Source organism: Prauserella halophila (assembly GCF_024171895.1).
Lineage (GTDB): Bacteria > Actinomycetota > Actinomycetes > Mycobacteriales > Pseudonocardiaceae > Prauserella > Prauserella halophila.
The window spans coordinates 1,085,989-1,112,062 of sequence record NZ_JAMTCQ010000008.1 but is presented as its reverse complement, the minus strand read 5'-3'; the positions used below and the strand labels follow the sequence as shown (position 1 = coordinate 1,112,062).

Here is a 26,074-nt window from a genome sequence, read left to right as displayed (position 1 = left end):
CTAGCGGCCGACGGGTGCGCCTCGTTCACGTCGCGGCGCGGCCGCGCGGAGACGCGCCTTCCGGCGGGCCTGCGGAGCCGGGGTGAGCACCGGGATCGGTGCCGCTCCCCGGACCGGCCGCGGGGGAGCGGAGCCGTAGCAGTGCGGTGGCCGCCGCGGCCGTCGCGGCGAGGCCGGCCGCGACGAGCAGCGCCGGTCCGTAGCCCCGGGCCAGCAACGGCGCCACCCCCAGCGGTCCGAGTACCTGTCCGAGGCTGTAGCCCGCGGTCAGCAGCGCCGTGGCCCGTGGAACGCCCAGGTGGGACCCGGTCGCGAGCGCCAGGGTGGTGATGCCCATGAACGTGCCGCCGAACAACACCGCCGACACCAGTGCCACCGCGATGCCGCCGAACAGTGCCGGTAGCGCCATGCCCACCGCCTGGAGCAGCAGTGCACCGGTCAGCAGGCTCGGCCGCGAGACGCGCTGGGCTGCTGCGGCCCAGAGCACGCACGACGGTGCGGCAGCCAGTCCGACCAGCACCCAGGCTCCGTTGCCCAGCCACCCAGGGCCGGTGCGGGACAGTGCCGCGACCAGGAACGTGCCCGCGATGATGTAACCGGCACCTTCGAGGGTGTAGCCGGCCAGCAGCACCGCGAACCGCAGGCGACCGCGCCCGGTGTGGGAATTCGGCGGTACCACCGCGGCCTGCGGTGCGGGCAGCCGCCACGCCACCGCGGCGAGCGCCGTGGTCAGCGTCGCTGCGACCCACCACGTCAGTTGCCAGCCGCCGGCCGCGTCGACGGCGAGCACGCACAGGCCGGACACCGCGATTCCCGCGCCGACGCCGCAGTACACCCATCCCGTGAGGTGCTGCGCGTGGCTGCGTAGCCGCTGCAACGTGGCGTTCGATGCGATCACGAAGATCAGTGCGCTCGCGACGCCGGCCACGGCACGCATCCCCAGCCAGGCCACCGTGTCGGTCGTGACCGCCATTCCGGCCAGCGTGGCCGTCAGCAGCACCAGACACGTCCGCAAAGCCGGAATCGACCGCGCGAGCCGTGGCAGCACGATGGCCGCGACCGCACCGGTCAGGTATCCCAGGTAGTTCGCGGTGGCCAGCGCGTTGCCGGTCTGCGCGCTCATGCCGGCCTGCGCCTGCATCAGTGGCAGGATCGGAGTGAACACGAACCGGCCGATGCCCATCGCCGCCGCCAGCGCGAACGCACCCTGCACCACTACCTGCCAGGCCGGGCGGCACTGCTCGCCGTCCCGTTCCGGGCGGGTGTCCACCGATCCCACCGCTCTCACCGATCCGTACCTCCGGTGTCGACATGCCGTCGCGAGCCTGCGACGCGGTCCGCCCGGCATCCCGAGCAGGCGCTGCCCCCGCCAGGTACGCCCACGCTAGGTACTCCGGGGTGCCGCCGTGAAATGCTTGGTGCGGTGGGTCTATGTTCCCCAGACATGGATGTGGAACTGCGGCATCTGCGGGCGTTCGTCGCCGTCGTCCAGCACCGTTCGTACACCCGCGCCGCCGCCGAACTGAGCCTCACTCAACCGGTGCTGTCCCGCACCGTCCAGCAGCTGGAGGCGATACTGCAGGTGCGGCTACTGGAGCGCAGTACCCGTCACGTCCGCGTGACGAGCGTCGGGCAGCAGTTCCTCGGCCACGCCGAACGGATTCTCGGCGAGCTCGGGCAGGCGCTCGCGGCCGTCGGGGTCCAGCGGACCCTGCGGCTCGGATTCAGCTGGCTGCTTCCCGATCCGTGGGCCCAGGACACCGCCGCCGCGTTCGAGAACGCGACCGGTGCCACCGTCACGGTGATGCGGCGCGACGATCCGGTGGCGGCGCTGCACCGGGCCGACGTCGATGTGGCGCTCGTGCGCGGTGACCCCGACCTCGGCGGGGCGGCGGATGTGCACCTGTTCGACGAGGACCGCGTCGCCGTCGTGTCCACCCGGTCCGGCCTGGCGGATCGGCAGCTGCTCGACTGGGAGGAGATCCCGGCGTGGCCGCTGGTCGTCAACACGGTGTCCGGCACCACGGGGGACTGGTCGTGGCCGGGCGGCGAGCGCTCCGTCGAGATCGTGACCTGCACCAATTACGACGAGTGGCTCGAAAACGTTGCCGCGGACCGCGGCATCGGCGTCGTGCCCGTCATGGCGGCCCGCCGCAGCAACCATTCCGGTGTCCGCTTCATCCCGCTGACCGGAGCGCCGCCGGTGCCGGTCCGCCTGGCGTACGTGCCTGCCACGGCCGGTGCGCTGATCCGCCACTTCCTCGACGCCGCCACCGGCACGCCGGTGCGGTGACCGGTTCGCGCGGTCGCGGGTCAGCGCGGGCGGCGGGCGAGGTAGACGGTGCTGGTGGCCTCGCGTCGCAGCAGGGGATTGTCGAAGGTCACGACCTCCGCGGTCACGTCCGTGAACTGCTCGCCGAGTACAGCGGTGAACTCGTCGTCGGGCGGGTCGTCGGACCAGAGGGCGAACACGCCGCCCGGCCGCAGCCGCTCGCGCAGCGCGGCGAGCCCGTCGGGCAGGTAGAAACCGGTGTGGCTCTCGTGCAGCACGTGCCGCGGGGAGTGGTCGATGTCGACGACGACGGCGTCGAACCGGCGGCCCGGCTCCTGCGGATCGAACCCCTGTCCCGAGGCGACCATGGCGAAGAAATCGCCGTGGACGAACCGGCACCGCGGATCGGCGGTGAGCGTCTCCCCGGCAGGGAGCAGTCCGCGTTCGTGCCAGTCGATCACCGGGGCGAGGGCGTCGACGACGACCAGGGAACGCACCCGGTCGTCGTCCAGCACCGCACCCGCGGTGCAGCCGAGTCCGAGCCCGCCGACGGCCATGTCGAGGTCCGTCCCGTCCAGCTGCGCGACGGCCCGGTTGCCCAGTTCGGTCTCCGACACGGTGAACAGGCTGGACATGAGGAACTCGTCGTCGAGTTTGATCTCGTGGACGTCGCGATCGAGCGCGGGGTCACGGCGGACCCGCAACGACAGCTCGCCCATCGGGGTCCGCTGCCAGTCGAGTTCCTGAAAACGCATGGTTACGTGCTCACCTTCGGTTGCGGGTCGCCGGAGGCCGGTAGTTACGGGCCTCGTGCAGCCGGTGGGACATGCTCACCGTCCAGCCGACGATTGTGCGGGAGAACGTATCGTTGGCGAACGCAACATAGACGGTGTCGGCCCACGATGCCACGTGCGTACAGTCGGCCACCCGCAACCGGTTCGGTGCACCGGCGGTGAACTGCCGTTTCACCGGATTGCAAGCCCGAGCGGCGTCGGGGTCAGACACGGTGGTGCGCACAGCTTTCCCGCGCCGGGCCGACCGGAGAGCGCGGCGCAGGTCCTGCCCGCGGTCGGAGTGATTCCGCGGGCAGGACCTGCCGTCGTCGCAGCGACGTTCTCAGCTCGTCGTGTCGGTCTCGGCGCGGGCGGGCTTGGGGCCGTCGAGCTTGGGGCTGTCGGCGAGTTTGAGCCAGACGACACCCGCGATGACGACCGCCAGCCAGAACGCCTTGAGCGGCGTGAGGGTCTCGTCGAAGAACACGGGGCCGAGGACGGCGGCGCCGATGGCCCCGATGCCCGCCCAGACGGCGTAGCCGACGCCGACGTCGATCTTCTTGAGCGCGACGCTGAGGAAGAACAGCGTGAACAGGAAGAACACGACGGCGATACTCGACCAGAGCGGGTCGGTGAACCCGGCGCTGCCGTTGACGCTGAGGGCGTACCCGACCTCGAACGCCCCGGCGACGAGCAGGGCGAGCCACGGCTTGCCTCTCTTCTCGGGTACGGGTGCGGGCGTGCCGGTGGTAGCGGAGGCGGAGGCGGTGGTCACGAGAGCGGGTCCTTTCGCAGCGGTGTGCAGGGTGTGCGGCGGCAAGGCGTCAGGAGGCGCCGGCGAGATTGAGGCCGACGACGCCGCCGATGACGATGGCGATGCCGAGGAGCTTCTTCCAGGTCAGCTTCTGGGAGAGGAATCCGGCGCCGATGACGACGATTCCGACGCCCGCCAGGGAGGTCCACAGGGCGTAGCCGACGCCGACGTCGAAGGTGAGCAGCGCGAGGCTGAGAAACAGCGTGGCGATGGCGCCGCTGACGAGCGTCGCAACGGTCCACCAGAGCTTTTTGAATCCGTCGGCGTTGCCGGCGGAAATACCGACGGCGGCCTCGAATACGACGGCGACGGCCAGGTAGAGCCAGCTCATGACGATGGTCCTTTCGGTGCGGTGTTCGGTGTCGGGAACGCGGGAACGGACGTGTTCCGGTGCAGGTATCGGGTGAAGGGGTCGGTGCCGCGCGGGGTCGGCAGCGGCCGGAACAGCTCGGCACGACGGGTGTCGGTGATGCCGAACGCGGGGTAGCTGGGGCGGTAGTCGAAGCCGAACGAGGCGACCTCGTCGCGATCGACGGCGACGTGGATCGCATCGATGCCGCGGTCGATCGCGTACCGGTAGCACAGACCGCACGGCTCTCCCGTGGCGAGCAGGACGGTGCCGGCGAGGGTGTCGAGGGCGTGCGCCGCCGTCGCATCGCGCATGGCGACGATCTCGGCGTGGGCCATCGGGTCGCGGGTCTCGGCGACCCGATTCACGCCGAACTCCGACAACACTTGCCCGGCGGCGTTCACGAGCACACCCACGAACGGGAGCCCGCCCGCATCGACGTGCGCGAGGCAGGACTCGATCGCGTCGTCCATCACGGGGAGCAGGTCCGCATCCGTCGCGCTCATGACTGCCCCTGCTCGGGCGGTTCCGGCCGGGCGGCGTCCGCCTGCCGGCCGACGTGATCGACGGCCTCCTTCAGCCGTGCGGCGGACGGAACTCCGTGCAGTAGCCGACCCTCGACGAGGATGCCGGGTACCGCATCGATCCCGACGGTGTGCACCGCACGGTCCTGATCGGCGCGCCGGGTGGCGCGACGCTGCTCACTGCGCAGGGCTTCCTCCGCCTCGTGCCGGTCGAGACCGACCGACGTGGCGACGTCGATGATCACGGCGTCGAGGCCGATGTCGCGGTCCTGCTGGAAGAACGCGGAGAACATCGCCGTGGTGTAGGCCTCGGCGAGGCCCCGCTCCTGCGCGAGCTGCAGCACCGTGAACGCCTTCTCCGTCCGCGGTTGCGGCGAGACCGAGGGCAGCGTCACCGGAACGCCGACGCGGTCGGCCATCGGATGGACGGCGTCCTTCCAGACGCGCGGCAGGTAGTCGTCCTCCGGCCTGAGCGTGGGTATCGGGTCGGGCCGCAGCTCGAAGGGCCTGATCGTGACCTCGACATCCCGCTCGCGCTTGAGCTCGTCGATCGCCGGCTCCACGAGGAAGCAGAACGGGCACACGTAGTCCACGAACACATCGATCCGGGTCGTCATGAACGGTCCTTTCTTTTGGTTGCCTGTACATGCAGGTATCTGACAACACAGTGGGGCCGTGGCGGCCCCGGTGGCCGGGTCAGGACGTGAGGAGGGATTCGACCGTGGCCAGTGCCGCGGCGGTCGGCTCGGCGTCCAGGTGGGGGAAGTGTGCGGCGGGCCGGCTCAGTAGTTCTCGAATACGTGCCTCGTAGGGCTCGCGGACCTCGCGCAGGAGCGCCTCTCCCGGTTCGTCGATGACGGCGTAGACACCTCGTCCGTCGTCCTCGCACACGTCGCGACGGGCGAGACCTTTGGTTTCCAGGCGGCTCACGAGGCGGGTCGCCGAGCTCGGGTTGAGTCCGACACGTTGTGCCAGGTCGTTGACGCGGAGTTCCTTGTCCGGCGACTGGCTCAGGAAACCCAGTGCCCGGAACTCGGTCAGCCCGATGCGGTAGGTGTCGGCCAGCCACGCGTCCAGGTTCGCGTCCATTGCGGACGCGAACACCGCCACGCGCGACCAGGCGACGCTCGCCTCGCCTCCCAGTGGGGGCACCGGCGTTGATGGCTGACTGCACATGCAACTACTTTAGCACGGGCCGGCTCGCTGTCACCTCGGCGCCCGCGCGGAGCCGGCTACCGCAGCGGTGTTCCCCGCGGCACTGTCTCCCGGCGCTGTCTACCGCGGCGCCGCCTGCGTCACCACTGCGGTGCCGGAATCCGCGGCGAAGGACAGGAAGCGCGACGGCGGCCCCTCGTGGATGACGTGGAGCTCGTGCATGGCCCTGGTGCAGGCGATGTAGAGCATGCACTTGTCCATCTCGCTGACGTAGTTCTCGTCGTCGGCGCCGGGCACGACGACGTGGTCGAACTCGAGTCCCTTCGAGATGTGCGCCGAGGTGATGATGATGCCGCTGCCGAAGGCCGTGCTGTCGTAGTCGAGCAGGGTCGCCTCGACACCGGCCGCCGTCACCGCGCGATGGACGGCTGCGGCCTGCGCGACGGTTTTGCAGATGATGCCGAGCGAGCGGTGGTCGCTGCGGGAGTGCCGGTCGACGAGGTCGAGCACCTCCGCCTGCTGGTCGGCACAGGCGACGACGCGCGGCGGTGGCCCGTGCCGTTCGATGGGCACCAGCTTGTCGTTGCGGGAGATGTTCTGGGCGAACTCGGTGATCTCGGCCGTGGAGCGGTAGCTCTTGCAGAGCTCGAGACGGTCGGCGTCCGGGAAGATGTCGTGGATCGTGGCCGGGGACGACGAGCTGAACGGGTTCACCGACTGGTTGGAGTCGCCCAGAATCGTCATCTGGCACGAGAACAGCTCGCGCAGCACGGCGTACTGGACGGCCGTGTAGTCCTGCATCTCGTCGACCAGCAGGTGCCGGATGTGGCCGAAGGTCTCCTGCCGGGACGTCCTGAGCATCGTGTAGATCAGCGGGAACACGTCCGAGTACTCGATCTTCTTCTTGCCCAGTGGCCGGAACATGTCCTGCCACTCATCGGAGGAGTAGAAGGTCCTGTAGACGGCGAAGGCGTCCTTGTAGGGCAGCATCGCCCGCACCTGTTTGCGGACCCCGTTCGTGTCCGCCGCACTCCACGTGCCGCCGCGGTCGCGCACCTCGTTCTTGAGCACGTGCACCGCGGTGTCGGCCACGTGCTCGAGCCGCGTGAAGATCGGCATCGCCCGCGCGTCCTCGAAGGCGTCGGCGACCCAGTCTGCCGACAACCGTTTCGTCCGCTGCGCGATCTCGGCCGACGTGAACTCGTCGGCGAGGGAGGCGATCCACTCGTCGAGGCGCGTGACGAACTCGGGCGTGGCCTTGAACCGCATGCGCTCGGCCGCCGCGTCGTCGACCCGGTCGAGGAGTGTGACCACCTGCTCGCCGAACGTCTCGTGGCCGGTCACCTTGTCGAGGAATCTGCTCGCGATCCGGTCGAAGTCGATCTCGGCGACCCGCTCCTCGCCCAGCTCGGGCAGCACGTCGGCGATGTAGTCGCCGAAGACCTTGTTGGGGGAGAGGATCATGACGTTGTCGGAGGAGAGCGTGTCCTTGAAGCGGTAGAGCAGGAACGCCACGCGGTGCAGCGCGATCGACGTCTTTCCCGAGCCCGCGACGCCCTGCAGGATCAGCACGTCGGCGGTGTCGTTGCGGATGACCGCGTTCTGTTCGCGCTGGATCGTGGCGACGATGTTGCGCATGCGGTCGTCGGCCGACTCGCCGAGCTCGCGCTGCAGGATCTCGTCACCGATGTTGAGCGCGCTGTCGAACATGTACTCCAGGCGCCCGCCGGAGATCTTGTACTGCCGCTTGCGCGTGATGTCGCCGTGGGCGGTGCCCTTCGGCGTCTCGTGGGCGGCCCGGCCGGTTTCGTAGTCGTAGAACAGGCTGGACACGGGTGCCCGCCAGTCGTGGATCACGATCTGCTGGGTCTCGGGGTGCGAGAAGTTGTGCACGCCGATGTAGTGGGTCGCGGCCTCGGACTCGCCGTCGGTGTGGAAGTCGACGCGACCGAAGTACGGCGACAGCAGCAGTCGTTCGACCCGCTTGTGCAGCATCTCCGCGTGCTCGGTCAGCTTGATCGACAGGTCGACCTCGCCGCGGTAGTTGGCCTTCTCGGCGAAGTCCATGTCGCGGAGGTTGTCCCACAGGTGCTTCTTGCGGGCGTCGATGTCACCTGCGGCTGTGTCGATGTCGGCGGTGAGTCGCTCCCGCTCCTTGCTCAGCAGGTTGAGCGTCTCGGACAGGTAGTGGTGCTCCTGCTCCTGCTCCTCGTCTCGCGTCTGCGCGCCGGTCAACGCCACCTCCTGGCCGAACAGTGCCTGGAAACCCTCCCGTCACGTAAGGGTAGGACACCGTCCGGGCGGGGCCGACGGCCCGGTGCGGCCGGCGCGGCGACGTGTTCTCCCGTGTCGCCGCGCCGGCCGCCCTCGTCCGGCTGTGGCCGGGGCGCGTGTGTGGGCGCCCCGGCCTCGTCAGTGCGCGCCCGTCAGGTTTCCCGCGAGGGTGGCGTGGCGCTTCTCGCTGTCGTCGTTCATGCCGGTGATCGTGACCGTGGTGCCGCGTGCCTCGTACTTGGTCGTGATGGCGTCGAGCGAGGCGACGGTCGAGGCGTCCCAGACGTGCGCGTCGGAGAGGTCGATGACGACGTTCGACGGGTCGCCCGCATAGTCGAACTGGAACACCAGGTCGTTGCTCGAGGCGAAGAACAGCTGACCGGTCACGTGGTAGATCTTGGTCGTGCCGTCGGGGTCGAGCACGCTCTCCACCGACACCAGGTGCGCGACCCGGTGGGCGAACAGCACCATCGCCACGAGCACCCCGACGACCACGCCGATGGCGAGGTTGTGGGTCGCGACGGTCACGGCGACGGTGGCCACCATGACGGTCGTCTCGCTCTTCGGCATCCGCTTGAGGGTCTTGGGCTGGATGCTGTGCCAGTCGAACGTGCCGACCGCCACCATGATCATGACGCCGACGAGGGCCGCCATCGGGATGAGCCCGACGATCTGGCCGAGCGCGACGACGAGGATCAGCAGGAACATGCCCGCCAGGAACGTCGAGGCACGGGTGCGCGCGCCCGACTTCACGTTGATCATGGTCTGGCCGATCATCGCGCAGCCGCCCATGCCGCCGAAGAAACCGGTGACGATGTTGGCGACGCCCTGGCCCCACGACTCGCGGGTCTTGTCGGAGTGCGTGTCGGTGATGTCGTCGACCAGCTTGGCCGTCATCAGCGACTCCATCAGCCCGACGAGGGCCATGGCGAAGGCGTACGGCGCGATGATGGTGAGCGTCTCGAAGGTGAACGGGACGGCGGGCACGCCGAGGATCGGCAGGCTGTTGGGCAGTTCACCCTGGTCGCCGACGGTCGGCACGGCGATGCCGGCGCTCACCGTGAAAACGGTGAGCACGATGATGGCCACCAGCGGCGCCGGGATGGCCTTCGTCAGCTTGGGCAGGCCGACCATGATCGCGAGGCCGACGGCGAGCAGCGGGTAGACCTGCCACGGCACGTCGATCAGGTACGGCAGCTGTGCCGTGAAGATGAGGATCGCGAGCGCGTTGACGAAGCCGACCATGACGCTGCGCGGCAGGAAGCGCATCAGCCGTGCGACCCCGGCCCCCGCCAGCAACGCCTGCAGCAGTCCGCCCAGAATCACGGCCGCGAACAGGTACTCGACTCCGTACTCACGGGCCAGCGGAGCGAGCACGAGCGCGATCGCCCCGGTGGCGGCCGAGATCATCGCGGGCCTGCCGCCGGTGAACGCGATCGCGACCGCCATGGTGAACGAGGCGAACAGGCCGATACGGGGGTCGACCCCGGCGATGATCGAGAAGGACACGGCTTCGGGGATCAGTGCGAGTGCGACGACCAGGCCGGAGAGCGCCTCGGTGCGCAGGACGCGCGGCGACAGCCAGGCCGGGCGGCCGATCTTCGGGCGCAGGACAGCAGGAAGTGACATCAGCTTCTTTCGTCAGAAGGCGTTCGGGGAACAGGAGGAAGAGGCGGGAGCCGCGTCGACGGGGCTCGTACCGAACGACGGCGACTCTACCGTTACGTAAGGGAAGTATCTGCTGGAATGTGATCCAGCTCCGATGTGATCCGCGACCCATTCCACGGACGCGGCGTCGATCGTGGTGCAGGCGTGTACACCGTCGCGACCGCGGCGACCGGGCACTTACGTAAAGGTAATCTGGTGACGCGGTCGCGTATGTGGGCGGCGCCGGGGCCCGTTACGGTCGGGGTCCTGTCGAGGAAGGGATGCGGTGTGGCCGAGCACATGCAGATCGGCGAGGTCGCCGAGCGCACGGGTCTGTCGCTACGCACGATCCGCTACTACGAAGAGGTCGGCCTCGTCGTGCCCAGTGCGCGCAGTCAGGGCGGCTTTCGGCTGTACCACGAACCCGACGTCGACCGGCTGCTGCTGATCATGCGGATGAAGCCGCTCGGGTTCCAGCTCGAGGAGATGCGCGAGCTGCTTGCCATTCTCGACGCCGCACCCGAGGTCGAGTCCGACGCTGTATCCGAGTCCGGCGCTGTACCCGAGTCCGGGGAGGCGGCACCGGACCGGGAGGCGCGTCTCCGCGAGTTCGCCGGGGTCGCCGAACAGCGATGCGCCGAGTTGCGTTCGCGGTTGAGCAATGCCGAGGAGTTCGCCGGCATGCTCCGCGCCCGGCTGGGCGATGTCGTGTACCCGAGTTCGTAACGGTCGCCGGGGTCGTCGCGGCGGCCTCTTCGCCGGCTCGGTTCAGTTCACCGGTGAGCGGCGTTCGAGCAGCACCGTGTCGTGCCACCGTCCGTCCCGCCGGGCGACGCGTTCGCGCAGGCCCACGGTGCGATAGCCGGCGGCGTGGTGCAGCGCCACGCTCGCGCGGTTCTGCGTGAAGATCGACGTCTGCAACGTCCACAGGTCGTCGGCGTCGGCCTCGGTTACTTGCTTGTACAGCAACGCCTTGCCGATGCCGCGCCCGCGGTGCTGCTCTCCGATGTAGACGGACGTCTCCGCGACGCCCGCATAGCATTCGCGTGTCGAGACCGGTGCTGCGGCGGTCCAGCCTGCGACCTCGCCGTCGAGTTCGGCGACCCAGCGATGGCCGGGCAACCAGGCGGCGTCGAGCTGTGCCTCGTCGGGCACGGTGGTCTCGAACGTGGCGATACCGGTGGCGATGCCCTCGCCGTAGATGCGGCGCACGGCGGGCCAGTCCTCGCTGCGCAGTGCTCGGACGGTGACGTCGGCCGGCAGGTCGTCCGGGCAGCACGGCCGTGGGCCGAGCGCGCCCATGACGGCGTCCGCGGCGTGGGGAAGCCCGGTGCAGCAGGCTTCGTTGACCGTCACGACCGTCGCCGTGCCCTCCTTGTGCGTCTCGACGAACCCGACGTCGGCGAGCTTGCGCACGTGGAACGAGCACGTCGACTGGCTCGTACCGAGGAGCTTCGTGAGTGCACCGACGGTGATGCCCTTCGGGCTGGTGGCGACGGCATGCAGGAGCCGCACGCGGACCGGTTCGGCGAGGCACGCGAACCAGTCCGCGTACGTGCTCGCGGCCGCGGTCGGCAGGATCTGGGCTTCGCGTAGCGCGATCGGCATGACCCCAGTGTATCGACTCCTGTCGATGGTTGCTTCTATCGATGTCGGTCGATACTGTCGGAACAGCTTGATCGACGCCTATCGATGGAAGGGTTGCGGCGATGAACGAGGCACCGGTTGTGGTGGTGGGTGCAGGCCCCGTGGGATTGGCGGCCGCCGCGGAGCTGCTGGAGCGGGGAGTCGAGCCGCTCGTGCTCGAGCGTGGTGAGCAGGCGGGCGCGGCCGTGGCCGAATGGGGACACGTGCGGCTGTTCTCGCGGTGGGCCGAGGTCGTCGCCCCGGCGGCGCTCCGGGTGCTCGAGGACGGGCTACTCGAGGACGGGGTGCTCGAGGCCGGCGGGTGGCACCGTCCGGACGACGACGCGTACCCGACGGGCGCGCAGTGGGTCGCCGACCACCTTCGTCCGCTCGCGGCGGCGCTGGGACACCGCGTGCGGTTCGGCGCCGAGGTCACCGGCGTCGCACGGCGCGGCCGGGACCGCGTGGTGGATGCGGGGCGCGATACCGAACCACTGACCGTCCACGTGCGCACCACGGGCGGCGAGGAGCGCATCACCGCACGGGCGGTGATCGACGCGTCCGGCACGTGGCGGACGCCGAACCCGCTGGGCGGTGACGGACTGCCTGCGCTCGGTGAAGGCGACGCGGCCGAGCGGATCACCCGGCACCTGCCGGATCTGCGCGAGGCCGCGGTGCGGGCGCGCTACGCCGGGCGGCACGTGGTCGTCGCGGGCAGCGGCCACTCGGCGCTGACCGCGCTGATCATGTTCGACGAGCTGGCCGCCGAACACCCGGACACCCGGGTCACGTGGCTGCTGCGCCGTGGTGAGGTCGGCGACGCCTTCGGCGGAGGCGCCGCGGACCAGCTGCCTGCACGCGGTGAGCTGGGCGAACGGGCCGAGGCTGCGGTGAAGGCGGGCCGCATCGCCGTCGAAGCCGGATTCCGCACCGACACCGTCGAACGCGACGTCCACGACAGACTGACTCTGGCCACTGTGGACGGACGCCGTGTCGCCGGTGTGGACGAGGTCGTGGCACTGACCGGGTTCCGGCCGGACCTGTCATGGCTGTCGGAGCTGCGGCTCGAACTGGACACCACACTGCAGGCGCCCGTGCGGTTGGCGCCGCTCATCGACCCGAACGTGCACTCGTGCGGTACCGTGTACCCGCACGGCGCCGCCGAACTCGCCCACCCGGAGCCGGACGTGTACCTGGCGGGGATGAAGAGCTACGGCCGGGCGCCGACCTTCCTCGCGATGACGGGTTACGAACAGGTCCGCAGCATCGCCGCCGAACTCGCGGGCGACACCGAAGCGGCCCGCCGGGTCGAGCTCACCCTTCCCGAGACCGGCGTCTGCGGCGGCGCGGGCCTGTCCGACGGGCAGGCGGGCGGCCCGGCCGGCGACGAGCAGGTGGCCGACTCCACCGACTCCACCGACCCCGCCGACTCCGCCGGTGCCGGGCAGGCGGGCGGGTGCTGCGGCGCACCCGCCGAGACCGCGACCCCGGCCGCGTCCAGCCCGGCTGCGCCCACCTCGGCTGCGAGATGAGCGGGATCTCGGCGGTCTTCCGGGCGAGGCGGAACGCCCGGAAGACCGCCGCTCCGGCCCGCGCCGCTGCTCCGGCTTCCGACGACGAGGGAAAAGGCTGATCCGTGGGCGACGTCGATGCTCTGGTCAGCTCGCACGCAGGCGTTCGGCGATGTCTGAGACGGTCGGCTTGGCGGTGCGGCTCGCCCCGATCAGGGTCGCCGAGGCTGCGCCCGTCCAGTCGCCGTAGCCCAGCAGATACAGCCGCGGTTCGTCGACCGAGCGGGTGCCGACGGTCTTCGGCACCCGCTCGGTCGGCACCCGCTCGGTCGGCGACAGATCCGGCGACAGGTCCGGCGCCAGGTTCAGCGGGGCGAGGTGGTCGAGCGTCGGACGGAATCCGGTGCACCAGACGATGACGTCGCACGGCTGCTCGGCGCCGTCGCCGGTGGCCGCACCGCTCCGGACCACACCGTCCCAGGCCACATCGTCCCAGGCCACGCCGTCGCGGGTGAGCCGGTCGAACATCGGCAGGGCGCGGAACACGCCGCGGTCGCGGGCCTCGCGGACCGGCGGAACCATCACGATGTCGCCGAGCGCCGAGACGCTCTCGGCGTCCGTGCCGGCCCGGCGGGCGGCCTCCCGCCGGGTGGCGACGTCGAACAGCACGCGGCCGTCCACGCCGTCGGGCATGAACCGGGCGGGCCTGCGCGTGACCCAGGTCGTGGTCGTGACCGTGGAGACCTCCGCCAGGATCTGCGCTGCCGAATTGCCGCCTCCCACGACCACGACGTGGCGGCCGCGGAACCGTTCCGGTGAGCGGTAGTCGACGGTGTGGCACTGCTCGCCCGCGAATTCGGCGGCACCCGGGTAGTGGGGCAGCACCGGTGAATCCCAGGTTCCGGTGGCGCTGACGACGAAGGAGGCGTGCCACGTGCCGTGGTCGGTGTCGACGGCCAGTGCCGCACCCGCGTCCCGGACACCGTGCACCCGCACGGGCCGCCGGACCGGGAGGTCGTAGCGCAGCTCGTAGTCCCGCAGATAGGCCGCGACATGACCCGCCGTCGGGAAGAGCTCGCCCTCCTGCCGGGGCATCCACCAGCCCGGCAGCGGGTTGTGCTCGGCAGGGGAGAACAGCCGCAACGAGTCCCAACCGCGGCGCCACGCCCCGCCCGGATCGTCCTGCGCGTCGAGGACGACGAACCGCAACCCGGCCCGGCGCAGGAAATAGCCCGCGGCGAGTCCGGCCTGGCCGCCGCCGATCACGACCACGTCCACGTCCATGTCCACGGTCTCGGTCCCGGCCACGTGCCGTCCTTTCCGCTCCGAGTGGTGGTGCCCCGAATCCGCGCGTGAGCCGGTCAGTCCGTCGCGGGCAGGAGTTCGGCCAGGAGCGCCCGCACCCGCCGGTCGATGTCGTCGCGGATCGGCCGCACGTCGTCGGCACCCCTGCCTGCGGGGTCGGCGAGCTGCCAGTCCAGGTAGCGCTTGCCGGGGAACACGGGGCACGCGTCACCGCAGCCCATCGTGATCACCACGTCGGCGGCCTCGACCGCCTCGGTGGTCAGCGGCTTGGGGAACTCCTTGCTCAGGTCCAGCCCGAGCTCGCCCATCACCTCGCGGACGGCCGGGTTGATCGATTCGGCGGGCGCCGAGCCCGCCGACCGGACGGTCACCCGGCCCGCGGCGTGGTGATCGAGCAGTGCGGCGGCCATCTGCGAACGTCCCGCGTTGTGTACGCAGACGAACAGCACCTCGGGGATGTCGGACACGGGATTCTCCTTCTGCTGCTTGCCGGACCACTGCGGGGTGGACCACTGCGGGGTGGACCACTGCGGGGTGGATTACTGCCGGTCGGACGGATGCGGCTCGGTGGAGGCGGCGAATCGGCGCCGGAGCGCCAGCGAGACGTACACGAGTGCCACCAACACCGGCACCTCGATGAGCGGGCCGACGACGCCGGCCAGCGCTTGTCCGCTCGTGGCCCCGAAGGTCGCGATGGCCACGGCGATCGCCAGCTCGAAGTTGTTGCCGGCCGCGGTGAAGGCGAGCGTCGTCGTGCGTTCGTAGTTCAGGCCGACGGCCTTGCCGAGCGCGTAGGAACCCGCCCACATCACGGCGAAGTAGATCAGCAGGGGCAGCGCGATGCGGACCACGTCGAGCGGGTTGCCGGTGATCTGCTCTCCCTGCAGGGCGAACAGCAGAACGATGGTGAACAACAGCCCGTAGAGCGCCAGCGGGCCGATCCGCGGCAGGAATCGCGATTCGTACCAGGCACGGCCCTTCGCGCGTTCGCCGAACCGGCGCGTGAGATAGCCGGCGAGCAGCGGAATGCCGAGGAATATCAGCACGTTCACCGCGATCTGCCAGGCCGAGACGTCGAGGTCGGCCGTGGGCAGGCCGAGCCAGCCCGGCAGCAGCTCGAGGTAGAACCAGCCGAGTGCGCCGAAGGCGATGACCTGGAACACCGAGTTCAGCGCCACCAGCACGGCTGCGGCCTCGCGGTCGCCGCAGGCCAGGTCGTTCCAAATGATCACCATGGCGATGCAGCGAGCCAGCCCCACGATGATCAGGCCGGTGCGGTATTCGGGCAGGTCCGGCAGCAGCGCCCACGCCAGTGCGAACATGACGGCCGGTCCGAGTACCCAGTTGAGCACCAGCGACGGCCACAGCAACCGGTGGTCCCGGGTGACCGTGTCGAGCCGGTCGTAGCGGACCTTCGCGAGCACCGGGTACATCATCACCAGCAGGCCGAGCGCGATCGGCACCGAAATGCCGCCGACGGAGATGGCCTCCAGCGTCGTGTTCAGACCGGGGATCCACCGTCCGGCGAGCAGGCCCGCGACCATCGCCGCGGCGATCCACAGTGGCAGGAACCGGTCCAGTGTGGACAACTTGCCGACGACGCCGCGGTTCTCGGTCGTCGTCTCCGTGGGGTTCGTCGTCCCCGTGGGGTCCGCGGTCATGCGGGAATCTCCGTCTCGGCGCTCGTCTCGGGAAGGTGAAGAGGGGCGGGCCGGAGGACGGCCGACAGCCGGGCGAGGACGTCGGGAGCCGCCCGGTAGTACACCCAGGTCGCGCGCCGCTCGCTCGTCACGAGCCCGGTCTCGCGCAGGATCTTGAGGTGGTGCGAGATCGTCGGACCGGTGAGGTCGAACGTCCCGGTCAGGTCGCACACGCACGCTTCGCCGCCGGCGTGGGAGGCGATGAGCGACAGCAGGCGCAGGCGCACCGGGTCGGCCAGGGCCTTGAACGCCTGCGCGAGCTCGGTGGCCTGATCCTGCGACAACGGGTCGCCGGACAGTGACGTCCCGCAGAGCTCGGACTCCGGCGTCCCGTGGGGTTCGGACTGCGGTGTCCCGTGGGGTTCGGACTGCAGCGTCCCGCCGGGTACGGTCGCGGCGCCCTCCGACGACTGTTTCGACATTTGTCTATCTTGATATCTATCGAGATGGACGTCAATCGGACGTGAGCGCTGCCTCATCCCCGCGTGTCCTGCGCTCGGACGCGCGTGTCCTGCATCCGGCACCGCGTGTTCTGCGCTCAACACCGCGTGTTCTGCATCCAGCCACGGGTGTGCTGCGTTCGCCCGTCGTCTCGCGCGTCGCGCCCCGCAATCACGGGCCACGGCGCCCGGTCGCGCCCCAGGCACGCGCGGTGTCGTTGACCGGGGGAATCGGATGAACGTGACCGTGGAGCGTGTTCCGCCGGCGCTGACCGCCGGACTGGCCAGTACCACTCCCGTGACCGCACTCGAGGAGGACGTGCCGACCGGGCGCATCAGCGTGTGAGACTGTTCGTCGACGCCGTTTCCGACAGCGGAACCGTGGCCATGACCAGGGCGGGCATCGCCCCGGAGGCCAGTCCGGCTCCGACTCCGACTCCGACTCCGGCTCCGGCTCCGGCGCCGGCTCCGCGTAGCTCGCTCACAGCCAATCGCGCTTGCGGGCGTATCTCGCGGCGTCGTGCCGGGTGCGCGTCTGGGTCTTCTGCATCGTCGTGGACAGGTAGTTGCGTACGGTGCCCTCGGCGAGGTGCAGCTGCGCCGCGATGTCCGCGACCGAATAGCCCTCGCTGGTCGCTCGCAGTACGTCGACCTCCCGGTCGGTCAGCGGGCAGTCGTCGACGACGGCGAGTGCGGACACGTCCGGGTCGATCCATCGCTTGCCGCTGTGGAGCGTCGCGATCACCGAGGCGATGTGCGACGGTTCGGCCGACTTGCTGACGAACCCCTGCACGCCGAGCTTGAGCGCCTTCCGCAGCACCCCGGGGCGCGCATGCCGCGTGAGCATGAGAATCACCTGATCCGGCAGCTCCTCGCGGATCCGCGCGACCGCGCCGAGCCCGTCCACGCCCGGCATCTCGAGGTCGATGACGAGCACGTCGGGCCGGTGCAGCAGGGTCTCCCGCGCCGCGGACTCGCCGTCGCCGGTCTCGGTGAGCACGGTGATGTCGCCTTCCATCGGCAGCAGCGCGGCCATGGCCTTCCGCAACAGTGCCTCGTCGTCGGCCAGTACCACGGTGGTCACACCGGTTCCTCCTCACCGATTTCCGTCGTCCCCGCGTGCGCGGCTGCGGTATCGAACTCCGCCGCGGTGACGAACCGCCCGCCCCGTTGTTGCACCGTCAGCGCACCGCCGGCCTCGGAGATGCGCTCGGCGAGCGTCGTCAGCCCGCCGAGGGCGGGGTTGGTCTCCTGCGCCCCGTCGTTGACGATGGTGATGCCCGACGCCGACAACGTGATGCGGACCTGTTCGGCCTGGGCGTGCCGGAGGATGTTCGTCGTGGTTTCGCGCAGGACCTGGCCGAGCAGTTCGCTCAGTCCCGGAGCCGGATCGTCGTGGCGGTCGATGTCGATGCCGATTCCTGCCGCCTCGAACAGGTTCTTCGCGTTCTCCAGTTCCGCCGTCAGGTTCAGCCGTCGTTGGGCGTAGGCGAGTTCCTTGGTGCGTGTGATCGTCTCGCCCACCAGGTCGTGGATCTCCTGCAGCTCGCCCTCCGCTCGCTCCGGGTCGGTGGCCACGAGCCTGCGGGCGAGGGCCGCCTTGAGTTTGACGACGTGCAGGGTGTGGCCCTGGATATCGTGCAGATCGCTGGCGAACCGCATGCGCTCTCCGGCGACGGCGAGTTCCGCCTCCCGGTACCGCGCGCGTTCGAGGTCCTCCACGACGTCGTAGAAGCGCTTGTTGGGGAACTCGGCGAGGGTCGCCAGGGCCAGCATGCCACCGGGGACGAGCACGTAGGCCAGAAGCGTTCCCGGCACGTCACCGGTGGTCACGAGCAGCCGCATCGCCCCGATCGCCGCGCCGCCGACCGCGAGGAGCACCGTTGCGGCGATGCGGTGACGTGGGAGGCGGGACACGACGAACGGGCCCACGACGAGCAGGGAGAAGAACGCCGTTCGCGTGTCGGAGGCCAGCGCGCCGTAGAGCCACACGCCCGTCGTGAGCGCGAGGCACGGCACCGCGACCCGGAGGATGTCACCGTCGGCCCAGCGCAGGAACGCGTAGGCGGCGACAGCCACGCCGATGCCGAGCGCGACCCGGTCGAGCCATGTGTCGGTGTCGACGATGGCGAGCAGGACGCCGATGCCCACGACCGGCGGCATCAACACGGTGAGATTGAGTTTGCGCAGCCGTGTCTGGGCGTCGCTGCGCTCGTCGGTGCTCGTCACGGGATCCTCGTCGGCTGGAACGGATGCGTCCGTGCCAGCATTCCGTGCTCGGCGCGCCGCCGCCAGTGACACCACGTCATGGGTGTCTACCCGGAAATGTCATGCCCGGGTCGTGACGCCGTGACACTGTTCGCACGGCGCCCGAGGGCGTGGAATCCGGGGCATGAACACCTCAGGGGACACACCGGTCATCGACGTCGAGCGGCTGAACCTCGTCTACGGCGAGTTCCACGCGGTCAAGAACCTCACCTTCCAGGTGCGGCGCGGCGAGTTCTACGCGCTGCTCGGCACCAACGGCGCCGGCAAGACCTCGACGCTGGAGGTCGTCGAGGGGCACCGCACACCCGCCTCGGGCACCGTGCGTGTGTTCGGCCGCAACCCGCGGGACAGGGCCGCCGTGCGGCCGCACATGGGCATCATGTTGCAGGAGAGCGGGTTCTCGCCGGACCTCACGGTGGCCGAGTCCGTTCGGATCATCGGCGCGCTGACCCGGCGCGACGACAGCGTCGACCGGGTGGTCGACCTCGTCGGGCTCACCACGAAGGCACGCACCAAGGTCTCCCAGCTCTCCGGCGGTGAGAAGCGCAGGCTCGACTTCGCCACCGCCGTGTACGGCACGCCCGAACTCATCGTGCTCGACGAACCCACGACCGGGTTGGACATCCAGTCCCGTGACGAACTCTGGGCCGCGGTCGACCGGCTGCGTGAGGGCGGGACCACGGTCGTGCTCACCACGCACTATCTCGAGGAGGCCCAGCAGCGGGCAGACCGGATCGGGCTGATGCACCAGGGCGTGTTCCACCGGGAAGGCACGGTCGCGGAGCTGACGGGCGCGTTGCCGGGCGTGATCACTTTCGGCCTGCCGTCCCAGCCTCTCGCGGGGGTGCCCGCGTTGCCGCTGCACGTGGAGCGGCAGCCGGACGAGACGTTCCGCGTCGCAACGCACCGTATCCAGAAGGACCTGTACACGCTGCTCGGCTGGGCCGAGGACCACGGCATCGACCTCATCGGACTCGAAGCGGGCCCGACCCGCCTCGACGACGTCTTCCGCGCCATCGACTGAGCGCACCGTCCCACTCGAATCCCGACCGTCTCATTCAGGGAGCACACCATGCTCGGCATCGCCTACGGCGAACTCGTCCAGCTCTTCCGCAACCGGCTGGTGCTGGTCACCAGCTTCATCATGCCGATCGCCGTCAGCGCCTTCTTCGTCTACCGTCACGAGATATTCGCCGACATCGGTAGTCTCGGCTACATCGCGGCGCTCGTGGTGTTCACCGTCGGCGCGTTCGGCCTCTACACGACCGCGGTGACGACGCTGGCGTCCCGCAGGCAGAACCTGTTTCTGAAACGGCTGCGGTCGACGGCGCTCGGGGACAGCGGAATCCTCGGCGGACTGTTGCTGCCGGTGACCGTGTTGGCGACCGTCCAGGTGGTCGGGGTCCTCATCGTCCTCGGCGTGGTCGCGGGCGGACCGTCGGACGTCGTGCTGCTCGCCGTGGGAGTCGTCGCGACGCTCGCGATGCTCGTCGGATTCGCGTTGGCGACGGCGGGGCTGACGAACTCGCCCGAACACGCACAGGTCACGACGCTGCCGGTCGCCATCGGCGTCATCGCCGTGGCGAGCTGGATCGGGCTCACCGGTACCGAGGACCTGGAACTGGTCAAACGTCTGGTGCCCGGCGGTGCCGCGACCGAACTGGTGCTGAACGCGTGGAACGGCGGGACGGCGCTGTCGGAATCGCTGATCCTGCTCGCGCCGACGTTCGCCTGGGTGTTCCTGGCCGCGAATCTCGCCGCCAGGATGTTTCGCTGGGAACCGCGCCGATGACGACGACCACCGCCGTGCGGCAGACGGCCGAACGAGTTCCGTCCTTCCGAGCGCGTGGCACGGGTGGACGGCCGTCAGCCTGCCGGGTCGAGGCCGTCGCTGATCGCCTCGGAGCCGCGCATGGAGTCGCGCAGCGCGGCGTGGGCTTTGAGCAGGGTCCCCGCCGTCGGCAGGGAGCTCCGCTCCGGCCACGTGCGAGGATCCCACAGCCCCGACCGGCTGAACGCACGTCCACAGTGGACGAACAGCTCGGACACCGTGACGACGACCGCCAGGTCCGGCGGCGAGCCCTTCACCGAGAGCAGGGAGAGGAGCTCGTCGTCGCGGACGATCGAGGCGGTGCCGTTGATGCGTACGGTGTGGTCGGTACCCGGCACGAGGAACAACATCGCCACCCGGGGGTTTCGCAGGATGTTGCGCATGCTGTCGACGCGGCGATTGCCGGGCCGGTCGGCGAAGGCGACGGTGTGATCGTCCAGCACGATCACACTGCCGTCCTCGTCGCCGCGAGGGGACACGTCCACACTGCCCTCACCCGCCGAGGCCAGCAGGAACAGTGGTGCCGCCTCGAGGAATCGCCGGGACTCGTCGTCGATGGCGGGCGCGGCCTTGTCGGCGATCAGCGGCACCGGCTCCTCGACGACCGCCCGCAACTCGGTCTCCGACGACACGGCCGAATCGGTTCTCGCCACGACCGGTGTCGTGCCCGGTTCCGGTTCGGCGCCACGGGCCTCGGCGGTCTCGGCGGTCTCGGCGAGCCGGGCGTCGGTGACGTGGTGCCTGCCGATCGGCACGATGAGCGGGGTGGCCGACACCGGATCGTCGATCACCCGGTTGGGCAGTGCGAAGACGTCCCGCACCAGGTTCTCGGTGACGACCTCGCGCGGCGCCCCGTCGGCGACCAGTCTGCCCTCGGACAGCACGGCGAGGTGGTCGGCGTAGCGGCACGCGAGGTTCAGGTCGTGCAGTACGGCCACGATCGTCGTGCCCTCGGTGCGGTTGAGGTCCGCGAGCAGGTCCAGCACCTCGACCTGGTGGGTGAGGTCGAGGAACGTCGTCGGCTCGTCGAGCAGCAGCACCCCGGTGCGCTGCGCCAGTGCCATCGCGATCCACACGCGCTGGCGCTGCCCGCCGGAGAGCTCGTCGACCGAGCGGTCAGCCAGTTCGACCGTGCCCGTGGCGCGCATCGCGTCGGCGACAGCCTGCTCGTCGGCGTCCGACCACCGGCCGAACCAGCCCTGATGCGGTGACCGGCCGCGGCCGACGAGGTCGGTCACGGTGATGCCTTCCGGCGCCGACGGTGACTGCGGCAGGATCCCCAGTTTCACCGCGATGTCGCGGCTCGGCATCGAGTGGATGCTCTTGCCGTCCAGGTACGCGGTACCGGAGGTCGGGCGCAGCAGCCGTGCCATGCCGCGCAACAAGGTCGATTTGCCGCACGCGTTGGGCCCGACGACCACCGTGATCTTCCCGGGCGGGATGTCCACCGACAGCTCGTCGACGACCCGCCGGTCGCCGTAGCCGAGGCTGACCCGTTCGGTGCGCACGGTGGACAGCCGCGAATCGCCGCCGGATTCGGCCGCGGCGGGATCGGTCTCGTCCGGAACCGGTTGTGCCGACATGGTGTCCTCTCCGTCATTCGCCGTGTCCGGCGCGGTTGCTTTTCGCGAGTAGCCAGAGCAGATACGGTGCGCCGACGGCACCGGTCACGACGCCGACCGGGAACTGCCGGTCGCCGAACAGGTGCTGGGCCGCAACATCCGAGCACAGCGTCACGAGCGCGCCCACCAGCGCCGCGACCGCGATCCCCGGGCGCGCGCCGCCGAGCAGCCGCGACGCGATCGGCCCGGACAGGAATGCCACGAACGCGACCGGTCCCGCCGCGGCGGTGCCGACACCGATCAGCCCGGTCGCCACCAGCAGCAGCGCCAGTCGCGAGCGTTCGACGGGCAGGCCGAGTCCGCGTGCCGAGTCGTCGCCGAGTTGCAGCGTCGGCAGTGCCCGCGCGAGCAGCAACGCCGCGGGCACGAGCACCATCAGGCAACCCAGCAGCGCCGCGACCTCCTCCCACGAACTGTCGTACAGGCTGCCGGTGCGCCACAGCAGCGCCTGCTGCGCGTCGGTCATGTCGGCGCGTGTCATGAGGAACGAGACGGCGGACAGCAGTGCCGCGTTGATACCGATGCCGATCAGCACGAGCCGGTAGCCGCTGACGCCCTGTTGCCAGGCGAGCGCGTAAATCAGGGCCACCGCGGCGAGGGCGCCGGTGAACGCGCCCGCCGACACGGCGAACCCGCTCGCGCCGAACACCACGATGGCGAGCACGGCCGCGGCGCCGGCACCGGCCGAGATGCCGAGTACATCCGGACTGGCCAGGGGGTTGCGCAACAGGCGCTGGAACACCGAGCCCGCGAGTCCGAACGCGAGACCCACGAGCAGGCCGGTCACCGCGCGCGGCAGGCGCAGGTCGAACAGCACGTAGTCGACCCGTAGTTGGTGCACCCCGATGCCTCGGCCGGTGAGCCTGGCCAGCAGATCGGGGATGCCGATCTGGAAATCGCCCACGGCGAGTGAGCCGAGGAAGACCACTCCGACGGCGGCAGCCAGTCCCGCGCTCACGACGAGCGTCCGCGTGCGTTCCCGGCCGCGGGCACGCGAGACCCGTACGACGTCGGCCCGCGTCGCACGGCCGTTCGCCGTGGCCGGTGGGTCCGTGGCCGGTGGGTTCGGGGTCGGCGGGTTCGGGGTCATAGCCGGGCCAGTTTCCTCCGTCGCACGAGCGCCACCAGTACGGGTGCGCCGAGTAGTGCGGTCACGACACCGGCCTGCACCTCGCCGGGCCGCGCGACGACCCGGCCGAGTACGTCGGCCAGGACCAGCAGTACCGGCGCGATCAGCATCGACAGCGGCAGGATCCGCCGGTAGTCCGGGCCCGCCAGCGTGCGCGCGAGGTGCGGCACCGCGAGCCCGAGGAACGTGATCGGTCCGGCGAGCGCCGTCGCCGCGCCGGAGAGCACGACGACCGCCAGCCCGCACCACACGCGGTCCGTGGTCGTGTTCCGTCCGAAGGAGCGCGCCACGTCGTCCCCGAGTGACAGTCCGTTGAGGACCTTGCCGAGCAGGAGGGCTCCGGCGATGCCGATTGCGAGGAACGGCAGCGCCTGGCCGACGACGTCGGGGTCGCGGCCCGCGAGGGTGCCGACCTGCCAGAACCGGAACCGGTCGTGGGTGGCGGGATCGGTCAGCAGGACGGCGCTCTGCAACGAGCTGAGCGCGGCCGTCAGGGCGGCGCCGGTGAGGGCGAGTTTCAACGGGGACGCGCCGCCCCGGCCGAGCGATCCGATGATGTAGACCGCCGTCGAGGCGGCCGCCGCGCCCGCGAATCCGAACCACACGTACCCGGACAGGCTCGTCACGCCGAACACCGCGATCCCGAGCACCACGAACAGTGCGGCTCCCGCGTTGACGCCGAAGATGCCGGGATCGGCCAGCGGGTTCCGGGTCACGCCCTGGATCAGCGTGCCGGCCAGCCCGAGTGCCGCGCCGACGAACACGCCCGCCAGGGTCCGGGGCACGCGGCGTTCGGTGATGATCAGGTGGTCGACGTCGCCCGGATCGAACGCCGTGAGCGCCTCGAACACGGTGGTCACCGGGATGTCCTTGGTGCCCACCGCCAGGCTGAGCGCACACGCCGCCGCCAGGAGCGCGCCGATGCCGAGTGGTTTCCGCACGTTCGCCGGTGAGTGTCAGTCGCCGAGCGTGGCGGCGAGCTTCGGCACGACCTCGTCGAGTGCCCAGGAGAGGCCGACCACCGAATTGCTGGAGAAGGCCAGCGAGATGTCCTGATCGGCCAGCACCAGGTCGTTGCCTTTCTCGACCGACGGGATCGCCTGGTACAGCGGGTCGCCGGTGACGTCCGCGGGGTCGGCGCCGATGAGGAACACCGCGGTCAGGTCGGCGTCGAGCAGATCGAGGCGTTCGTCGGAGATCGGCACGGTGAATCCTCGTCCGCCGGGTTGGCGCTCGATGCGCGACGAGTTGACGAACCCGAGGCGCTCCATGAACTCGACCCGGCCGTCGCCGTCGCGGTAGGCGCCCCACGCGTCCGGCAGCCGGGAGGCCAGCACCATCTCCTTGCCCTTGAACTCGGGGTGCTCGCCCACGACACGGTCGAACTTCGCGTCCAGGTCCTTCCGCAGCTGCCGGGCCTCGTCCTGTTTGCCGAGTGCCGTGCCGATCATGTCGAGCTGCTGCTGCCACGTCGTGATGTAGTCGTCGGCGTCCTCGGGCAGGCTGACGACGGGAACGCCGACCTCGCTGAGTCGTTCGTGGCGCGCGCGTTCACCGCTCGAGCGGGTGTCGAGGATGAGGTCGGGGTCGAGCCCGGCGACCTTCTCCATGTTGACCTCGAGCGTGCCGAGCTTCTCGGGCGCCTCGTCGAAGGTCTGCTCGGACCACGGGCCGAGCCCGTTGCCGCCGACCTCGAGCCAGTCGGCCACGCCGACCGGCTGCACGCCGAGGGCCATCGCCACCTCGGCGTCGGTCCACCCGAGTGCCACGACGCGCTGCGGCGGCTCCTCGATGGTCACGCCCCCGAACTTCGTGGGGATCGTGACGGGGAACTGCGACGCGTCGGCCTGTGGGTTCAGCTGCTGCTCACCGCCGGAATCGCCATCGGCGCCGGTCGTGGTGCAACCGGTCAGGACCGTGAGCGAGCCGGCGAGGAGCACGGCGAACAGACTTCGGGCGAGGCGGGTGGCGCGGCTCATGGCGGCGGCCTTTCGGGTGGGTGGGGACGAAACGGATATCGGGCGGTTAACTGTGCCTACCCTAACTTCGCGTGTCCGTCGCCGGAACTCACGATGACGTGCGGCGCGTCACGCACCCACCCCGGCGAACCCGTGGAGCCCCATACAGCCCCAAGGGCACTGTGGTTGCACTGGGTGCGACGAATCCTCCCCTCGTGCACGCGCCCGGGTGCCGGTGGGACACGCCGACGCGAGGGGAAGATGTGGGGCTCCCACCCGTCTTCCACTGCCACCCAAGCGGATGCGCCCGGCGTGGCAGTACCGACAAGTGCCCCGAAGGTGCCCTTGGAGGCGCGCGAGGTGACCCGGTTGTGCGGAATTCTTGATTCATTCAAGATTTTCGGGCAGACTCGTCGACGTGCCCACGACCACGGATCTCGAACAGCTGCTGCGCGGGGTCTCCCTGCGCGTCACCCGTCCGCGGGTGGCGGTGCTGTCCGTGGTGCACGAACATCCGCACGCCGACACCGATTCCATCATCGGCCACGTGCGTGAGGGACTCGGTGACGTCTCCCATCAAGCTGTCTACGACGTGCTGCGCGCGTTGACGACCTCCGGACTCGTCCGGCGGATTCAGCCCATGGGGTCCGTCGCGCGGTACGAAACGCGCGTCGGGGACAACCATCACCACGTCGTGTGCCGCTCCTGCGGCCGGATCGCCGACATCGACTGTGCCGTCGGCGAGGCTCCGTGCCTGGACGCCTCCGACGACCACGGCTTCACCATCGACGAGGCCGAGATCATTTACTGGGGCGTGTGCCCCGGATGTTCCGCAGTTAGTTCCTGATCAACGCAGTACCACCCGAAGGGATTTCC

25 protein-coding genes and 2 pseudogenes are annotated in these 26,074 nt (G+C 70.1%); 6 read left to right on the top strand and 21 right to left on the bottom strand.

Annotation, left to right across the window (positions count from 1 at the left end; translation table 11 throughout):
- Positions 1-25 precede the first annotated feature (25 nt).
- Complete coding sequence (locus LY41_RS05350) at positions 26-1,270, bottom strand: YbfB/YjiJ family MFS transporter (RefSeq protein ID WP_253862663.1); 1,245 nt, start codon at positions 1,268-1,270, stop codon at positions 26-28.
- Between the two features lie 174 nt (positions 1,271-1,444).
- On the opposite strand from LY41_RS05350, the gene LY41_RS05345 reads away from it, so the two are divergent.
- Positions 1,445-2,293: a LysR family transcriptional regulator gene (locus LY41_RS05345; protein ID WP_253862662.1), complete on the top strand. Its 849-nt coding sequence runs from the start codon at positions 1,445-1,447 to the stop codon at positions 2,291-2,293.
- A gap of 20 nt (positions 2,294-2,313) precedes the next feature.
- Here the strand turns inward: LY41_RS05345 and LY41_RS05340 are convergent, their stop codons facing one another.
- From LY41_RS05340 to LY41_RS05305, 8 genes are all read right to left on the bottom strand, one after another.
- Entirely contained in the window at positions 2,314-3,027 is a 714-nt protein-coding gene (locus LY41_RS05340; RefSeq protein WP_253862661.1) for a polyamine aminopropyltransferase, read from the bottom strand.
- Between the two features lie 361 nt (positions 3,028-3,388).
- Complete coding sequence (locus tag LY41_RS05335) at positions 3,389-3,820, bottom strand: DMT family transporter (protein ID WP_253862660.1); 432 nt, start codon at positions 3,818-3,820, stop codon at positions 3,389-3,391.
- A gap of 49 nt (positions 3,821-3,869) precedes the next feature.
- Positions 3,870-4,190, bottom strand: a complete 321-nt coding sequence (locus LY41_RS05330; protein ID WP_253862659.1) for a DMT family transporter — start codon at positions 4,188-4,190, stop codon at positions 3,870-3,872.
- A complete protein-coding gene (locus LY41_RS05325) occupies positions 4,187-4,714 on the bottom strand; it encodes a deaminase (RefSeq protein WP_253862658.1) in 528 nt (175 codons plus the stop codon). Before LY41_RS05325 ends, LY41_RS05330 begins: the two co-directional genes overlap by 4 nt.
- On the bottom strand, positions 4,711-5,349 hold the full coding sequence (locus tag LY41_RS05320) for a DsbA family oxidoreductase (RefSeq protein WP_253862657.1): 639 nt from the start codon (positions 5,347-5,349) through the stop codon (positions 4,711-4,713). Before LY41_RS05320 ends, LY41_RS05325 begins: the two co-directional genes overlap by 4 nt.
- Before the next feature lie 79 nt (positions 5,350-5,428).
- On the bottom strand, positions 5,429-5,908 hold the full coding sequence (locus LY41_RS05315; protein WP_253862656.1) for a MarR family winged helix-turn-helix transcriptional regulator: 480 nt from the start codon (positions 5,906-5,908) through the stop codon (positions 5,429-5,431).
- Between the two features lie 99 nt (positions 5,909-6,007).
- Entirely contained in the window at positions 6,008-8,122 is a 2,115-nt protein-coding gene (locus LY41_RS05310; RefSeq protein ID WP_253862655.1) for a HelD family protein, read from the bottom strand.
- A gap of 177 nt (positions 8,123-8,299) precedes the next feature.
- Positions 8,300-9,790 carry a SulP family inorganic anion transporter gene (locus LY41_RS05305; protein ID WP_253862654.1) on the bottom strand — a complete coding sequence of 497 codons (1,491 nt, stop codon included), beginning with the start codon at positions 9,788-9,790 and terminating at the stop codon, positions 8,300-8,302.
- Between the two features lie 306 nt (positions 9,791-10,096).
- Here LY41_RS05305 and LY41_RS05300 point away from each other — a divergent pair, with 306 nt between their 5' ends.
- Complete coding sequence (locus LY41_RS05300) at positions 10,097-10,534, top strand: MerR family transcriptional regulator (protein ID WP_253862653.1); 438 nt, start codon at positions 10,097-10,099, stop codon at positions 10,532-10,534.
- A gap of 42 nt (positions 10,535-10,576) precedes the next feature.
- On the opposite strand, the gene LY41_RS05295 is transcribed toward LY41_RS05300, so the two are convergent.
- A complete protein-coding gene (locus LY41_RS05295; protein WP_253862652.1) occupies positions 10,577-11,416 on the bottom strand; it encodes a helix-turn-helix domain-containing GNAT family N-acetyltransferase in 840 nt (279 codons plus the stop codon).
- Between the two features lie 101 nt (positions 11,417-11,517).
- Here LY41_RS05295 and LY41_RS05290 point away from each other — a divergent pair, with 101 nt between their 5' ends.
- The gene (locus LY41_RS05290; RefSeq protein WP_253862651.1) at positions 11,518-12,966 is read left to right on the top strand and encodes an NAD(P)-binding domain-containing protein; all 1,449 of its coding nucleotides are present in this window, start codon (positions 11,518-11,520) and stop codon (positions 12,964-12,966) included.
- 126 nt (positions 12,967-13,092) lie between these two features.
- Here LY41_RS05290 and LY41_RS05285 read toward each other — a convergent pair whose 3' ends face one another.
- The 6 genes from LY41_RS05285 to LY41_RS05255 all read right to left on the bottom strand — a co-directional run bounded on the left by LY41_RS05285 (position 13,093) and on the right by LY41_RS05255 (position 18,619).
- Positions 13,093-14,253: an ArsO family NAD(P)H-dependent flavin-containing monooxygenase gene (locus LY41_RS05285; protein WP_253862650.1), complete on the bottom strand. Its 1,161-nt coding sequence runs from the start codon at positions 14,251-14,253 to the stop codon at positions 13,093-13,095.
- Positions 14,254-14,306: 53 nt separating this feature from the next.
- Positions 14,307-14,717: an arsenate reductase ArsC gene (locus tag LY41_RS05280; protein ID WP_253862649.1), complete on the bottom strand. Its 411-nt coding sequence runs from the start codon at positions 14,715-14,717 to the stop codon at positions 14,307-14,309.
- Positions 14,718-14,789: 72 nt separating this feature from the next.
- Positions 14,790-15,911: an ACR3 family arsenite efflux transporter gene (gene arsB, locus LY41_RS05275; protein WP_301296492.1), complete on the bottom strand. Its 1,122-nt coding sequence runs from the start codon at positions 15,909-15,911 to the stop codon at positions 14,790-14,792.
- Positions 15,908-16,372 carry an ArsR/SmtB family transcription factor gene (locus LY41_RS05270; protein ID WP_308292206.1) on the bottom strand — a complete coding sequence of 155 codons (465 nt, stop codon included), beginning with the start codon at positions 16,370-16,372 and terminating at the stop codon, positions 15,908-15,910. The genes arsB and LY41_RS05270 overlap by 4 nt, the downstream gene beginning before the upstream one ends.
- 499 nt (positions 16,373-16,871) lie before the next feature.
- Entirely contained in the window at positions 16,872-17,474 is a 603-nt protein-coding gene (locus tag LY41_RS05260; protein WP_253862648.1) for a response regulator transcription factor, read from the bottom strand.
- Positions 17,471-18,619 carry a sensor histidine kinase gene (locus LY41_RS05255; RefSeq protein ID WP_308292205.1) on the bottom strand — a complete coding sequence of 383 codons (1,149 nt, stop codon included), beginning with the start codon at positions 18,617-18,619 and terminating at the stop codon, positions 17,471-17,473. Before LY41_RS05255 ends, LY41_RS05260 begins: the two co-directional genes overlap by 4 nt.
- Before the next feature lie 163 nt (positions 18,620-18,782).
- Between LY41_RS05255 and LY41_RS05250 the strand changes: the two genes are divergently transcribed.
- Together LY41_RS05250 and LY41_RS05245 are read left to right on the top strand one after the other, a co-directional pair.
- Entirely contained in the window at positions 18,783-19,682 is a 900-nt protein-coding gene (locus LY41_RS05250) for an ABC transporter ATP-binding protein (protein WP_253862647.1), read from the top strand.
- Positions 19,683-19,730: 48 nt separating this feature from the next.
- The gene (locus LY41_RS05245; protein ID WP_253862646.1) at positions 19,731-20,450 is read left to right on the top strand and encodes an ABC transporter permease; all 720 of its coding nucleotides are present in this window, start codon (positions 19,731-19,733) and stop codon (positions 20,448-20,450) included.
- A gap of 74 nt (positions 20,451-20,524) precedes the next feature.
- On the opposite strand, the pseudogene LY41_RS05240 reads toward LY41_RS05245, so the two are convergent.
- The 5 genes and pseudogenes from LY41_RS05240 to LY41_RS05220 all read right to left on the bottom strand — a co-directional run.
- Positions 20,525-21,094, bottom strand: a pseudogene (locus LY41_RS05240) (MSMEG_1061 family FMN-dependent PPOX-type flavoprotein); the annotation flags it as partial.
- 129 nt (positions 21,095-21,223) lie between these two features.
- Positions 21,224-22,072, bottom strand: a pseudogene (locus LY41_RS05235) (ABC transporter ATP-binding protein); the annotation flags it as partial.
- A gap of 13 nt (positions 22,073-22,085) precedes the next feature.
- A complete protein-coding gene (locus LY41_RS05230; RefSeq protein ID WP_253862645.1) occupies positions 22,086-23,201 on the bottom strand; it encodes a FecCD family ABC transporter permease in 1,116 nt (371 codons plus the stop codon).
- Positions 23,198-24,181 (bottom strand): FecCD family ABC transporter permease, encoded by a 984-nt coding sequence (locus LY41_RS05225; protein WP_253862644.1) that lies wholly within the window; start codon positions 24,179-24,181, stop codon positions 23,198-23,200. The genes LY41_RS05230 and LY41_RS05225 overlap by 4 nt, the downstream gene beginning before the upstream one ends.
- Before the next feature lie 15 nt (positions 24,182-24,196).
- Positions 24,197-25,219 carry an ABC transporter substrate-binding protein gene (locus tag LY41_RS05220; RefSeq protein WP_253862643.1) on the bottom strand — a complete coding sequence of 341 codons (1,023 nt, stop codon included), beginning with the start codon at positions 25,217-25,219 and terminating at the stop codon, positions 24,197-24,199.
- A 397-nt stretch (positions 25,220-25,616) separates the two neighbouring features.
- On the opposite strand from LY41_RS05220, the gene LY41_RS05215 reads away from it, so the two are divergent.
- Positions 25,617-26,045, top strand: coding sequence for a Fur family transcriptional regulator (locus LY41_RS05215; RefSeq protein WP_253862642.1), 429 nt, complete (start codon positions 25,617-25,619; stop codon positions 26,043-26,045).
- Positions 26,046-26,074 lie beyond the last annotated feature (29 nt).

Coding starts and splice junctions, on each gene's coding strand:
- arsB (WP_301296492.1), bottom strand. CDS start 15,911: ATGACCGCGGACCCCACGGGGACGACGAACCCCACGGAGACGACGACC.
- LY41_RS05345 (WP_253862662.1), top strand. CDS start 1,445: ATGGATGTGGAACTGCGGCATCTGCGGGCGTTCGTCGCCGTCGTCCAG.
- LY41_RS05245 (WP_253862646.1), top strand. CDS start 19,731: ATGCTCGGCATCGCCTACGGCGAACTCGTCCAGCTCTTCCGCAACCGG.
- LY41_RS05340 (WP_253862661.1), bottom strand. CDS start 3,027: ATGCGTTTTCAGGAACTCGACTGGCAGCGGACCCCGATGGGCGAGCTG.
- LY41_RS05290 (WP_253862651.1), top strand. CDS start 11,518: ATGAACGAGGCACCGGTTGTGGTGGTGGGTGCAGGCCCCGTGGGATTG.
- LY41_RS05220 (WP_253862643.1), bottom strand. CDS start 25,219: ATGAGCCGCGCCACCCGCCTCGCCCGAAGTCTGTTCGCCGTGCTCCTC.
- LY41_RS05315 (WP_253862656.1), bottom strand. CDS start 5,908: ATGTGCAGTCAGCCATCAACGCCGGTGCCCCCACTGGGAGGCGAGGCG.
- LY41_RS05250 (WP_253862647.1), top strand. CDS start 18,783: ATGAACACCTCAGGGGACACACCGGTCATCGACGTCGAGCGGCTGAAC.
- LY41_RS05325 (WP_253862658.1), bottom strand. CDS start 4,714: ATGAGCGCGACGGATGCGGACCTGCTCCCCGTGATGGACGACGCGATC.
- LY41_RS05305 (WP_253862654.1), bottom strand. CDS start 9,790: ATGTCACTTCCTGCTGTCCTGCGCCCGAAGATCGGCCGCCCGGCCTGG.
- LY41_RS05320 (WP_253862657.1), bottom strand. CDS start 5,349: ATGACGACCCGGATCGATGTGTTCGTGGACTACGTGTGCCCGTTCTGC.
- LY41_RS05270 (WP_308292206.1), bottom strand. CDS start 16,372: ATGTCGAAACAGTCGTCGGAGGGCGCCGCGACCGTACCCGGCGGGACG.
- LY41_RS05330 (WP_253862659.1), bottom strand. CDS start 4,190: ATGAGCTGGCTCTACCTGGCCGTCGCCGTCGTATTCGAGGCCGCCGTC.
- LY41_RS05295 (WP_253862652.1), bottom strand. CDS start 11,416: ATGCCGATCGCGCTACGCGAAGCCCAGATCCTGCCGACCGCGGCCGCG.
- LY41_RS05230 (WP_253862645.1), bottom strand. CDS start 23,201: ATGACCCCGAACCCGCCGACCCCGAACCCACCGGCCACGGACCCACCG.